We start from the raw sequence: 12,991 nt of genomic DNA, 5'->3' as shown, positions 1-12,991 counted from the left end.
CCGTGCCGTCCCCGCGCCCGGGGTCAAGCCCGGGTCCCTCTATCACGTCATGCCCGGGCTTGACCCGGGCATCTCGTACCACACGCCCGGGATTGCCGGGCCACGCCCGGCAATGACGCAGACCAAGGCATGGGGCCGCCGGGCATCCCGGCCGGACCACACTCCCCTATCCAATCCGCGTCGCCTCCAGCCGCTCCTCGTCCAGCGTCACGCCCAGGCCGGGGGCCTCGGACAGCGCCAGATCGCCGTTGTCGTCGACATCGACCGGGCTTTCGAGAATGAAATCCCGACAATCGAGCGACCATTCCGGCGGATCGAAGGGGAATTCGATGAACGGCGCGGCGGCGATGCCGGCGGTCAGGTGCGCGTTGGCGGCGACGCCAAGGCCGTTGGTCCAGGTGTGCGGCGTGAAGACGATGCCGTGCGCCTCGGCCATGACCGCGACGCGGCGCAGGCCGGTGATGCCGCCGACGAGCGCGGCATCGGGCTGGAGGATATCGACGGCGCCGGCATCGATCAGGTCGCGGAACTCGTGCAGCTCGCGCGTCATCTCGCCGGCGGCGACGCGCACGTCGGTCCGGTCGCGCAGACGCCGCATCCCCTCGCGGTCGCCGCGGTGCAGCGGCTCCTCCATCCAGTAGACATCGAGGCGTTCGAGCTCGTGGGCCACCTGCAGCGCGTCCTTCAGGGTCCAGGGCGCGGCGGTGTCCCAGGGCATGCGCCAGCCCTGATTGCAGTCCACCATCAGGGTGAGCCGGTCGCCGAGGCGGGCGCGCACCGCGGCGAGCGCCGCGATGTCGTCGCGCCAGTCGCCGCGATGGAAGCGGATCTTCATGGCGCGGAAACCGCGGGCGCTGTAGGCCTCGGCGGCATCGGCGAGCGCGTCGGGGCCGCGCAGCGTGCCGGAGGAGGCGTAGGCGGGAATGCGGTCGAAGCGGCCGCCGAGGAGCTTCCAGACCGGCAGTCCGGCGATCTTGCCGGCGAGGTCCCACAGCGCCAGGTCGAGCGGCCAGCAACGGCCGTAGTGGAAGGCGATGTTGTCCAGGACGCGGCCGTGCCGTTCGAGCCGGAGCGGGTCGTGGCCGACGAAAAGATGCTCATGGCCCTCGAAGCCGACCATCTTGTCCCCTGAGCCGACTCCGACCAGACCTTCATCCGACGTTACACGGACGACCGTCGCCTCGAATTCGGTGCGCGGGCGGGTGTCCCAGCTCGCCCGGAACGGCGGGTCGAGCGGGAGCCGGTGATGGCTGATCTCGATCGCCGCGATCTTCATGCGGCCTGCCCGGCGCGGGTCGTCGCGGCGAGCACGGATTCGGCAAGCCCGTGCACGTCTTCCTCCGAAAAATCCCGCGCCGTGGCCCTGAGCATCGCGGCGTTTTCCGGCGCGGCCATGCGCGCGGCCAGCGTCGCCGCATCGATGTCGCGCGGCAGGCTGCGGTCGAGGCCGAGTTCGTCCAGAAGCGCGGAGAACCGGGCCGGCAGCGCATCGGCGCTCGCCAGGCCGAAAGCCTCGGCCACGCGGGAAAATCCGCCGGGATTGCCCTCGATCACGAAGGGCAGCGTCGCGGCCATGGCGATAGCGACCGCGCGGCCGTGATGGATCGGCATCAGGCTGCCGAGCGCATGGGCCACATTGTGGGCAAGCGCGGTACCGGCATTGTCGATCGCGGCGCCGGCCGAGGATGCCGCGAGCATCATCCGCATCCGCGCATCGAGGTTCCCGGGCTCGGTCACGGCCCGCGGCAGATAGGCGACCGCAATCCGGATCGCCGACAGGGCATAGAGATCGTTGCCCGGATTGGCCTTGCGGTTCGTCGCCGCTTCCATCGCATGGACCAGCGCATCGAGGCCTGTCGCCGCCGTCAGCGCCACCGGCAGGCCGACCGTCAATTCGGGGTCGAGTACGATGAAATCCGGCTTCAGGGGATCGCCCCAGTACCAGTATTTCGTGTGGTCGGGCGCCGACAGGACCGAGATGGCCGTCGCCTCGGACCCGGTTCCGGCCGTGGTCGGCACGCAGATCAGCCGTACGCGGCGGGCGGGAAGCGGATGGTCCGCCAGGCGATAGTCCTCGACGGCCCGATCGGCCACCGAGGCCACAGCGATCATCTTGGCGGCGTCGAGCGCCGACCCGCCGCCTAGCCCGACGACGGCCCGCGCCTTGACCTGCCATGCCATCGCGGCACCCGCGGCGACCTGCGTCTCCTGGGGATCGCTGGTGATATCCTCGAACAGGACGACGCGATGGCCGCCCCTGGCGAGCGCCGCCATGGCCCGCTCGGTGATGCCGAGCGATGCCAGTCCCGGATCGGCGACGAGCATGACGGTCGCGTCGCCGCTGAACATATCGGTGACGTCGGCGCCGATTTCGGAAACCCGACCCGGACCGACGACAAAGGCGGGCGTGCGATTGAGGGCGAAACCACGCATGACGACGCGTTCCCTTCGCAGGCAGCTGCAGAGCGGCCCGTTTTCAAGAGCCTATCGCACCAAACCTACGATGACCGAGACGCCGCGCGCACCGGTTTCGCGACGGAAAATGCGCGGAAATGCGACGGCCACCGCATTGCCCGACGGCGGAAGGTTCAGGCGGGCGGATCAGGCGGGCGGATCAGGCGGGAGCCGGTTCGTCCTTTTCCGCTTCGGCGACCTTGATCACCGGCTCCATGTCGTTGAGCGTCACCTCGTCGAGGTGGCAGAAGATGTAGTGACCGTCGGCCATGCGCCTGTTCGGTGGCTTGCGCTTGTCGCACAGGCCCTCGATGACATAGGGACAGCGCGTGCAGAACGGACAGCCCTTCGGCGGATTGGACGGCGATGGAAGCTCGCCGGTCAGCAGCACCTTGCGTTTCTCGATATGCGTGTCGGCAATCGGCACGGCCGAGAGCAACGCCTCGGTATAAGGATGATAGGGCGGCGCGAAGATCTGATCGGTGGTGCCCTGCTCCATGATCTGGCCGAGATACATCACGACGATGCGGTCGGCGAGATAACGCACCACCGACAAGTCGTGGCTGATGAACAGGAGCGTGGTGCGATGATCGCGCTGGATGTCCATCAGAAGCTCGGTGACCGCGGCCTGGACCGACACGTCGAGCGCGGAGACCGGCTCGTCGGCGATCACCACCTCCGGATTGCCGGCGAAGGCGCGGGCGATGCCGACGCGCTGCTTCTGTCCGCCGGATAGCTGACGCGGCCGCCGCTTGGCGAAATCGCGCGGCAGCTTGACGATATCGAGAAGCTCGTAGACCCGCTCCTGGATCTTTCCCTTGTCGGTCTCGACACCGAATTTCTTGATGACACGGGCGATCTGGCCGCCGACCGTGTGACTGGGATTGAGCGTGTCGAACGGGTTCTGGAAGACCATCTGCAGCTTGGCGATCGTCTGTGCCTTGCGCTTCTCGACGGGCAGGTTGGCCAGGTCCAGGTTGCCGAGGAGCACGCCACCGTCGGTCGCTTCCTCGAGCCCCATAAGCACCTTCGCGAAGGTCGACTTGCCGCAGCCGGACTCGCCGACGATCGCCACGGTCTCCGCCTCGCGGGCCTCGAAACTGAGCTCCTCGTTCGCCTTGACGGTCTTGGTCTCGCCGGCGCCGAAGACGAAAAGGGCGGAATCCTCGATCTCGTAGTGCTTGGTCAGATCCTCGACCTTCAGCACCACATCGCCCGGCTCCACCGGCGGACGCTCGTCGGCCTTCGGCTTGGTGGCGTCCCAGTCGATCTCCTGCCAACGCACGCAGCGCACGAAGTGCTCGGTACCGGTATCGACCTTTTCCATCGGGATCAGGCCGAGATCGCAGCGTCCGCCCTCGAAGAACTGGCAGCGCGGACCGAAGTAGCAGCCGGTCGGCCGCTGATGCGGCAACGGCAACTGGCCGGGGATGGCGACGAGCGGGTGGGCGTTCTTGTCGGCGCCGGGCAGCGGGATCGAAGCGAACAGGCCGCGCGTATAGGGATGGCGCATGTTGTTGAAGACGGTCTCGATGTCGCCGACCTCGACCGCCTCGCCCGAATACATGACCGTGATGCGGTCGCACGTCTCGAGTATCAGCCCGAGGTTGTGCGAGATGTAGATCATCGACGTACCGAACTTCGCCGAGATATCCTTGATCAGCTCGACGATCCCGGCCTCGACGGTCACGTCCAGCGCCGTGGTCGGCTCGTCGAGCAACAGAAGCTCGGGATTCGACAGCAATGCCATGGCGATGACCACGCGCTGCTGCTGACCGCCGGAAACCTGGTGCGGATAGGAAGCCATGATCCGCGCGGGATCCGGCACGTTGACGTTGGCCAGCATCTCCTCGGCGCGGTCCCGAGCGACCTGGCTCGAAACGCCGTCGTGATAAATCGGGACCTCGGCCAGTTGCTCGCCGATCTTCATCGCCGGATTCAGCGAGGCCATCGGTTCCTGATAGACCATCGCGATCCGGGAGCCGCGCAGATTGCGAAGCTCTTCCTCGCTCATGGCGCGCATGTCGCGTCCGTTGAACAGCAACTCGCCGCCGACAATCCGGCCGTTCTGGCCGAGATACTGCATGATCGCCAACGCGACCGTCGACTTGCCGCACCCCGACTCGCCAACGATGCCGTGCGCCTCGCCCGGCATCAACGTGAGATTGAAGTCGACGACCGCCGGGATTTCACCGGCGCGGGTGAAATAGGAAATCGACAGGTTGCGGCATTCGAGAACCGGCGTCTGATCGGTCATGGTTGCGCCCTCCTCAGTCGCGCAGGCTCATTTCGCGCAGACCGTCGGCCATCAGATTGAAGCCGAGGATCAGCGTCGACACCGAAAGCGCCGGAATGATGAGCATATACGAGAACTTGAAGATCATCGCGGTATTGGCCGCCTCCTTGATCATCAGGCCCCAATCGGGATCCGGCGGCTGGAGGCCCAGCCCCAGGAAGGTCAGCGTGGTGATGGCGACCGTGGTGTAGCCGAGGCGCAGGCAGGCATCGACGATGATCGGCCCGCGCACGTTGGGCAGGAGCTCGACCACCATGATCCAGATCGGATGCTCGCCTCGGGTCTGGGCAGCATAGACATAGTCCCGCGATTTGATGTCGAGGGCGAGGCCGCGAACGATGCGCATGATCGCCGGCGCCGAAGCGAAGGTGACGGCGATGACGATGTTGAAGCCCGATTGCCCGAGATAGTTCAGGATCAGGATGAACAGCACCATCACCGGGAACGACAGCAGGATGTTGGCGATGAACGAGATGATCTCGTCCCACCAGCCGGCGAGATAGCCCGCGAGCAGGCCGAACGCGGTGCCGACGACATAGGCGACGAGGGTCGCGGTGACGCCCCAGACGATCACCCGCTGGCAGCCCCAGATGGCGCGCGAGAGCATGTCGCGCCCTTTGTAGTCCGTTCCCAGCCAGAAGAAGATGTCCTTCTTCTCGGTGAACGGAAGCGTGAACGGGGCGATCGGCTGGTTGGGGTCGATCAGCGGCAGATACGGCGCGGTGACCGCCATAAAGAGCCAGAAAAACACCAGGGTGGCGCCGATCACCGCGATCTTCGCTTCCCACCAGGCCCGCACTGCGAGCACATATAGCAGCATCGTCGCGGGGATGGCGGGGAGCAGGACGACACGACTGGACGACCCGATCATCTGACCGAACATCACGTAGACGATCAGCGGCACCCACATCAGCAGGATCAGCACGATCACCGGCTTGGGTTGCGTGAGCCGGGCCAGGATCGACGGGGTAGCCACGGGGCTTTCTGCTGTCGCGCTCATCGATCGCGTCTCCTCAACTGAACCTGATACGCGGATTGAGCAGCGTGTAGCCCACGTCCGAAATGATCTGCGAGAACACGGCGACGAAGACCGCCGCGAGCGTGCCCGCCTGGATGACATAGATGTCACCGAACAAGGCGGCATCGAGCAGCATCTTGCCGAAGCCGTTGTACTGGAAGAACACCTCGACCACGACGACGCCCGACAACAGCCAGTTGAGCTGCAGGACGATCACCGTGAACGGCGCTATCAGCGCATTGCGCAAGGCGTGGCGCAGGATGACGCGGCTGTAGGGGATGCCTTTCAGGATCGCCGTGCGGATGTACTGGGACGTCATCACCTCGGCCATGGAGGCCCGCGTCATCCGGGCAACGTAGCCGAAGTCGTACAGCACGAGGGTCATCACCGGCAGAACCAGCTGGGTCCAGTCGAACCCCTGGGTCATCGCCGACTTGGTCGGGAGCCACCCGAGGCCCAGGGCGAAAATGACGGTGAGAAAGATCGCCGTCGCGATCTCGGGTATCGATGTGGTGAAAACCGATATGAAGGAAACCGCCCGGTCCTGGAACGACCCCTCCTTCATCCCCGCGACAACGCCGGTTATCAGCGCGATGGGGATCATCAGCGCGAACACCCAGAAGCCGAGTATTCCGGTGGCTACCAGACGCTCGGCGAGGAGCGGTCCGACCGCGGTGTTCTTCTCGAACGAAAATCCGAAATCGCCCCGCAAGACGTCGGCCACCCAGTCGGCATAGCGCTCGTAGAAGGGGACGTTGAGGCCCTTTGAGGTGAGCCAGTCCTGGTATTCCTGTTCGGTCAGCGCCTGTACGCCGAAACCGCCTAATTCGTTGACGGCAATCTGTTTTTTGAATTTGTCACTATCGAATACAAGAAACAGAACGAATGAAACGACCGCCATGATCAGGACCATTTGCCCCAAACGGCGGAAAATCAAATTGAGCATTGTATGCCGTCCCCTCATATTCCCCCGCGACGCCGTCTTCCGGGGGAATTGCCCCCGACTACCGTCGGTTCTTTCGCGGCGGGAATACCGCGCCCGCCTGTCGGCGGGCGCGGCGGCCACAGTTCAAATCAGCTTTCCAGCCAGACCTTGTTGAACTGGTGATACTGCGTCGGGTGCGGCGGATAGCCGTGCACCTTCTTCGCCGCGATCGTGAAGACCGGGCGCCAGATGGGCTGCACCATGACGGCGGCGTCCTGCAGGATCTGCTCCACCTTCTTCATCTTCTCGCGGCGCTCTTCGGTGTCGAGGATCGCCTCGGCGTCATTCAACGCGTTGTCGAACTCCTCGCTTGCGAACGCGGTCTCGTTCCACGGCACGCCGCTCCGGTAGCCGAGCGACAGCACCATGGTTCCCAGCGGACGGTGCGTCCAGGCGGTGGCGCCGAACGGCGTCTTGTCCCAGATCTCCCAGTACTTGGAGGGGGGCATGACGTTGATGTTCAGCGTGATGCCGGCGTCCTTCAGCTGGTCACGCATGATCTCGGTGACCGTCTGGTGCCAGGGACCATCGGTGTTGCCGACGTCGATGGTCAGCTCGATGCCGTCCGGATATCCCGCTTCCGTCAGCAGCTGCTTGGCTTTCGCCACGTCGCGCTTGAGCCCGGGAAGCTCGTAGTACTCGGGATGAATCGGCGACACGTGGTGGTTCTCGCCGATATCGCCGCGTCCCTGGAAGACCAGGTCGCGATAGACCGAATTGTCGGTCGCCGCGATGACCGCCTGGCGCAGCTTCTCGTTATCGAAGGGCTTTTCGGTGACCCGCATGCGGCAGCACAGGGTCTGCGCCGTGCGCGCCTCGATGATCTCTCCGTCCAGCGCCTCGGCGAGCTCGAACTGTTCGATGCCGAACTCGTAGATGGCGTCGACGTCACCGGACGCGAAGGCCGTCAGCTGGTTGTCCTCGTCGAAATTGTAATAGTGGATTTCGTCGAGATAGACCTTTCCGCCCCAGTATTCGAACGGCTTGCCGTCGGCCGTTTCCGTGACGCGCTTCAGTTCGCAGCGCTCGCCGACCTTGAGGTTGGTCATGGTGTAGGCGCCGGTTCCGATCGGATTGTCGGAAAGCGGCGGCTTGAAACTACGGTGCACGATGGCGGTCGGATAGTTGTAGAGGTCTTCCGGCACCGACAGCACCGGCTTCGACAGGTTGAGGCGGACCGTGTAGTCGTCGACCTTCTCAAGGGCGCCGGGAAGCATCTGCTTCTTGCCGTCCTTCTCCTCGACCATGGAGGCGAAGGTGGACAGGCCGATGTTGGAGGACCCCACGTCCGGGTCCATCCAGCGGGTCATGTTGAAGATGACGTCGTCGGCGGTGAAATCGTCGCCGTTGTGCCACTTGATGCCCTTGCGCAGCTTGAACGTCCAGGTCTTCAGGTCGTCCGACGCTTCCCAGCTCTCGGCGAGCATCGGCTGGGTCACGTTATCCGGCGTGGTGAAGGTCAGGTGTTCCAGCATATGCCGGGTCTGGTTCGACATCTCGACCCACGAATAGGTCGCCGGGTCTTCCATCTTCTGCACCTGCATGGCGACACGGAGAATGCCGCCATCCTTGGCGTTGGAATCGTCCTGCGGGAACGGCAGGTCACCCTGCTGGGCAAAGGACGGCGTGACGCCGCCCATGGCATAGGCGGCGGTGGCGGATACCCCGAGCAGCGCCGCGACTCGTACGAATTCGCGGCGGTCCATACGACCGCGGCCCATGAGATCCCTGGCCTCCCGCACCTTCGGGTGCAGGCGGCGCGGCTTGTCGCTTTTCGTCATATAAAAACTCCCAATTATTGCCGACCCTCGCGTCCGGCGATCCCGCTCTCCGCGCATTTATGTAGGGACTCCGCGGCGGGCGTTCGGTTCGTGGTCCCGGCCGAGCGTGGCTTGTTCTGAAACAAGGCTGGACAAGCCTAACATGTAGCCCCGCCCTCTCGGCAATAGCGCGCGCAGAATAAATACTCCGATTGCGACCTGTCCGGACGCTTCCGCGACGTCCCCCGGTGGCGATCCGCCGAACCGCTTGGCTAGGCGGCAAAATCACTGCAGCGTAGCGCCTACGGACCAGATGGCCGATGCGGAGCACGTTGACCATGGATACCGGAATTCTGGCGGATGGACCGGAAAGGAGCCACCGTCGCACCGGGCGCAGCCGGCGCGCCGGACAGTCGCGCGGCTTCGAGCAGACGCCGTTCCGCCAGCCCCGGATGACCTACCGGCCAATCGAAATCGTGAGCGCCGACGAACTGGAGGATATTCACAATGCGTCACTGACCATCCTCGAGGAGATCGGCATCGATTTCATGCACGAGGAGGCCAAGGCGATCCTGAAGCGCGCCGGAGCCGACGTCGATCCGGGCTCCGACCGTGTGCGTATCGACCGCAGCCTGATCATGGAGGCGCTGAAGACCTGCCCGCCGGAATTCACGATGCACGCGCGCAATCCGGCGCACAACGTCCGCTTGGGCGGCAACTGGGTCGCCTTCGCGCAAATGGCCAGCGCGCCGAACTGCTCCGACATGGACCGCGGACGGCGGCCGGGCACCCACCAGGACTTCCGCAACCTCGTGAAACTCGCCCAGAGTTTCAACATCATCCATCTGACCGGCGGCTATCCGGTGGAGCCGGTCGACCTGCACGCCTCGATCCGGCATCTGGAATGCCTGCGCGACTTCGCGACGCTGACCGACAAGATCTTCCACGTCTACTCGCTCGGCAAGGAACGCAACCGCGACGGCATCGAGATCGCGCGCATCGCGCGCGGCATTTCCGAAGAGAGGCTGCAACGAGAGCCCTCACTGCTTTCGATCATCAATTCGTCGTCGCCGCTGCGGCTCGATACGCCAATGCTGCAGGGCATCATCGAGATGTCGAGCCGCAACCAGGTAATCGTGGTCACCCCCTTCACGCTCGCCGGCGCGATGGCCCCGGTCACGCTCGCCGGTGCGCTGGCCCAGCAGAACGCCGAGGCGCTGGCGGGCATCGCCTTCACCCAGCTCGTGCGTCCGGGCGCGCCGGTCGTCTATGGCGGGTTCACCTCGAACGTGGACATGAAATCGGGCGCGCCGGCCTTCGGCACGCCGGAATACATGAAGGCGGCCAATGTCGGCGGCCAGCTCGCGCGCCGCTACAACCTGCCCTACCGGACCTCCAATACCTGCGCGGCCAACACCCTCGACGCACAGGCGGCCTACGAGTCCGTGTTCTCGCTGTGGGGCGCGATCATGGGCGGGGGCAATCTCATCAAGCACGCAGCCGGCTGGATGGAAGGCGGCCTGACCGTGTCCTACGAGAAGCTCATTCTCGACGTCGACCTGTTGCAGATGGTCGCAGAGTATCTCGAGCCGATCGTCGTCGACACGGATACGCTGGCGCTCGAAGCCATCCGCGACGTGGGGCCAGGCGGTCACTTTTTCGGCACGCCGCATACCCAGGCGCGCTATCGTGACGCCTTCTACGCGCCGCTCCTGTCGGATTGGCGCAACTACGAGACCTGGTCGGAGGCCGGCAGGCCGACCGCGTACGACAAGGCCAACCGGCTTTGGAAAGAAGTCCTCGCCCAGTATGAGCCGCCGCCGCTCGATCCCGCGATCGCGGAAGAGATCGACGCTTTCGTCGCGCGACGCATCGCCGAAGGCGGCGCGCCGACGGACTACTAGGCCGGGTTTCGGGGTCTCGCCATGACGGACGTTTCCATGCCGAGCCGCTGCATCGCGATCGATCTCGGCGTGAGGCCGGGACCGGCTACGACAAACAACGGGCTTCCCCAATCGAGAAGGACCGCGAGAGGATGAAAAGCCACGCACAGGCCGTCGTGATCGGCGGCGGCGTCGTCGGGTGCAGCGTCCTGTACCACCTCACCAAGGCCGGCTGGAAAGACGTAGTGCTGATCGAGCGATCGGAACTGACCTCGGGCTCGACCTGGCATGCCGCCGGCGGCTTCCACACGCTGAACGGCGATCCGAACGTCGCCAAGCTGCAGGCCTACACGATCGGCCTGTACAAGGAGATCGAGGAGATTTCCGGTCAGTCCTGCGGCCTGCACCTGACGGGCGGCCTGCAGCTCGCCGGCAATACCGAGCGGCTGGAATGGCTGAAGATGGCGAAGGCGCGCGGCCGCTATCTCGGCATGGAGCTCGACATCATCTCGCCGAAAGAGGCGAAGGACCTTCTGCCGCTGATCGACGAGTCGCACTTCGTCGGCGCGCTTTGGGACCCGATCGAGGGCCATCTCGATCCGTCCGGCACGACGCATGCCTACGCCAAGTCGGCGCGCATCGGCGGCGCCGAGATCGTGCTGCGCAACCGCGTTACCGATCTCACCCAGAACCCGGACGGCACGTGGACCGTGGTCACCGATCAGGGCACGATCCATGCAGAGCACGTGGTCAATTGCGGCGGCCTGTGGGCGCGCGAGGTCGGCCGGATGGTCGGCCTCGAGCTGCCTGTGCTCGCCATGGAACACATGTACGTCCTGACCGAGGACATGCCCGAGGTCGCCGAGATCAACCAGGTCACCGGCAAGGAAGTCGTCCACGCCATCGATTTCGAGGGCGAGATCTACATCCGCCAGGAACGCGGCGGCATGCTGATGGGCACCTACGAGAAAGCCTGCCGGCCGTGGTCGCCGCGCCAGGCGCCTTGGGAATTCGGCCAGGAACTGCTTGTGCCCGACCTTGAACGCATCGCGCCGTCGCTGGAAGTGGGCTTCTCCCATTTCCCCGCTTTCGAGCACGCCGGCATCAAGCAGATCATCAACGGCCCCTTCACCTTCGCGCCCGACGGCAACCCTCTGGTCGGACCGGTCCGGGGCCTGAGGAACTTCTGGTGCGCCTGCGCGGTGATGGCCGGCTTCAGCCAGGGCGGCGGCGTCGGCCTCGCCCTGTCGAACTGGATGGTCGACGGCGATCCGGGCTTCGACGTCTGGGCGATGGATGTCGCCCGCTTCGGCGACTGGGCGACGCTGGGCTACACCAACGCCAAGGTGCAGGAGAACTATTCGCGCCGCTTCTCGATCCGCTTCCCGAACGAGGAGCTGCCCGCCGCGCGGCCCGTCCAGACCACCGCGCTCTACGACACCCTGCGCGCCCAGGGCGCGGTGATGGGCGATTCCTGGGGACTGGAGACGCCCTTGTGGTTCGCGCCGGAGGGTGTCGAGCCGAGGGACATCGTCTCGTTCCGCCGCTCCAACGACTTCGAGCACGTGAAGGCCGAGGTCATGGCGGTGCGCCAGGGTGTGGGCGTTACGGAGATCGCCAACTTCGCCAAGTACGAGATCACCGGACCGGGCGCGGAAGCCTGGCTGTCGGGTCTGATGACCAACAGGATGCCCCGCACCGGCCGCATCGTGCTGACCCCGATGCTCAACGAAAACGGCAAGCTGATCGGCGACTTCACCATCGCCAAGCTGTCGGACGAGCGCTTCATGATGTTCGGATCGAGCCAGGCGCAGGTCTATCACATGCGCTGGTTCGAGCAGCACCTGCCGACGGACGGTTCGGTGGCGATCGAGGCGCTCGGCATGGGGCTGGTCGGCCTGTCGATCGCCGGGCCGAAGGCGCGCGACGTGCTTGCCGTGCTCACCGACGAGGACATTACCTCCAAGGCGTTCCCGTTCATGGCCTTCCGCGAGATGGATCTCGCCGCGGTGCCCACCATGGTCGGCCGCATCACCTATACCGGCGACTTGGGCTATGAGATCTGGGTTGCACCCGAATACGAGCGGCGACTCTACCAGACGATCATGGCGGCCGGCGCAACGCACGGTATCGTCAATTTCGGCATGCGCGCGCTCCTGTCGATGCGGCTTGAAAAGAACTTCCCGACCTGGTTCCGCGAGCTTCGGCCGATCTACGGCCCGTTCGAGGCCGGCCTCGAACGCTTCGTCGACCTTTCCAAGAACGACTTCATCGGCCGCGAGCGGGCGGCGAAGGAAAAGGACGCGCCGACGCTGAAGCGGGTGACCTTCGTGGTCGACGTCGACGATGCCGACGTGATCGGTGACGAGCCGATCTGGCACGACGGCGCGGTCGTCGGCTGGGTGACGTCGGGCGGCTACGGCCACTTCGTCGACGCCTCGCTGGCGCAGGGCTACATCCCGGCCGGGCTCGCCAACGGCGCATCTGACGGCAACGGCGCGTTCGAGATCGAGATCATCGGTGAGCGCCGGCCGGCGACGATCCAGCCCGAACCGTTGTTCGACCCGGAGGGGCTGAGGATGCGTGGGTGAGCCC

General features: G+C 65.2%; 8 protein-coding genes. 2 read left to right on the top strand and 6 right to left on the bottom strand.

What is annotated here, in order from left to right; all coding sequences use genetic code 11:
- Positions 1-166 precede the first annotated feature (166 nt).
- The 6 genes from ACSF9G_RS07615 to ACSF9G_RS07590 form a co-directional block, all read right to left on the bottom strand.
- The gene (locus tag ACSF9G_RS07615) at positions 167-1,276 is read right to left on the bottom strand and encodes a mandelate racemase/muconate lactonizing enzyme family protein (RefSeq protein ID WP_436640140.1); all 1,110 of its coding nucleotides are present in this window, start codon (positions 1,274-1,276) and stop codon (positions 167-169) included.
- Positions 1,273-2,433, bottom strand: a complete 1,161-nt coding sequence (locus ACSF9G_RS07610) for an iron-containing alcohol dehydrogenase (RefSeq protein WP_436640139.1) — start codon at positions 2,431-2,433, stop codon at positions 1,273-1,275. Before ACSF9G_RS07610 ends, ACSF9G_RS07615 begins: the two co-directional genes overlap by 4 nt.
- A 181-nt stretch (positions 2,434-2,614) precedes the next feature.
- Entirely contained in the window at positions 2,615-4,711 is a 2,097-nt protein-coding gene (locus ACSF9G_RS07605; protein ID WP_436640138.1) for an ABC transporter ATP-binding protein, read from the bottom strand.
- Positions 4,712-4,724: 13 nt separating this feature from the next.
- The gene (locus ACSF9G_RS07600) at positions 4,725-5,750 is read right to left on the bottom strand and encodes an ABC transporter permease (RefSeq protein WP_436640137.1); all 1,026 of its coding nucleotides are present in this window, start codon (positions 5,748-5,750) and stop codon (positions 4,725-4,727) included.
- 13 nt (positions 5,751-5,763) lie between these two features.
- Positions 5,764-6,714, bottom strand: a complete 951-nt coding sequence (locus ACSF9G_RS07595; RefSeq protein ID WP_436640135.1) for an ABC transporter permease — start codon at positions 6,712-6,714, stop codon at positions 5,764-5,766.
- A 128-nt stretch (positions 6,715-6,842) separates the two neighbouring features.
- On the bottom strand, positions 6,843-8,534 hold the full coding sequence (locus tag ACSF9G_RS07590) for an ABC transporter substrate-binding protein (protein WP_436640133.1): 1,692 nt from the start codon (positions 8,532-8,534) through the stop codon (positions 6,843-6,845).
- A gap of 317 nt (positions 8,535-8,851) precedes the next feature.
- Between ACSF9G_RS07590 and ACSF9G_RS07585 the strand changes: the two genes are divergently transcribed.
- On the top strand, positions 8,852-10,417 hold the full coding sequence (locus tag ACSF9G_RS07585; RefSeq protein WP_436640131.1) for a trimethylamine methyltransferase family protein: 1,566 nt from the start codon (positions 8,852-8,854) through the stop codon (positions 10,415-10,417).
- A 131-nt stretch (positions 10,418-10,548) separates the two neighbouring features.
- Positions 10,549-12,987 carry a GcvT family protein gene (locus ACSF9G_RS07580; protein ID WP_436640129.1) on the top strand — a complete coding sequence of 813 codons (2,439 nt, stop codon included), beginning with the start codon at positions 10,549-10,551 and terminating at the stop codon, positions 12,985-12,987.
- The last annotated feature ends 4 nt before the right edge of the window (positions 12,988-12,991 follow it).

The sequence above is a fragment of the Microbaculum mangrovi genome, assembly GCF_051390635.1.
Taxonomy (GTDB): Bacteria; Pseudomonadota; Alphaproteobacteria; order Rhizobiales; family Tepidamorphaceae; genus Microbaculum.
Note: the sequence above shows the minus strand (reverse complement) of the source record. Positions and strands in the feature narration are given on the sequence as shown.

Coding starts and splice junctions, on each gene's coding strand:
- ACSF9G_RS07615 (WP_436640140.1), bottom strand. CDS start 1,276: ATGAAGATCGCGGCGATCGAGATCAGCCATCACCGGCTCCCGCTCGAC.
- ACSF9G_RS07605 (WP_436640138.1), bottom strand. CDS start 4,711: ATGACCGATCAGACGCCGGTTCTCGAATGCCGCAACCTGTCGATTTCC.
- ACSF9G_RS07610 (WP_436640139.1), bottom strand. CDS start 2,433: ATGCGTGGTTTCGCCCTCAATCGCACGCCCGCCTTTGTCGTCGGTCCG.
- ACSF9G_RS07590 (WP_436640133.1), bottom strand. CDS start 8,534: ATGACGAAAAGCGACAAGCCGCGCCGCCTGCACCCGAAGGTGCGGGAG.
- ACSF9G_RS07600 (WP_436640137.1), bottom strand. CDS start 5,750: ATGAGCGCGACAGCAGAAAGCCCCGTGGCTACCCCGTCGATCCTGGCC.
- ACSF9G_RS07595 (WP_436640135.1), bottom strand. CDS start 6,714: ATGCTCAATTTGATTTTCCGCCGTTTGGGGCAAATGGTCCTGATCATG.
- ACSF9G_RS07585 (WP_436640131.1), top strand. CDS start 8,852: ATGGATACCGGAATTCTGGCGGATGGACCGGAAAGGAGCCACCGTCGC.
- ACSF9G_RS07580 (WP_436640129.1), top strand. CDS start 10,549: ATGAAAAGCCACGCACAGGCCGTCGTGATCGGCGGCGGCGTCGTCGGG.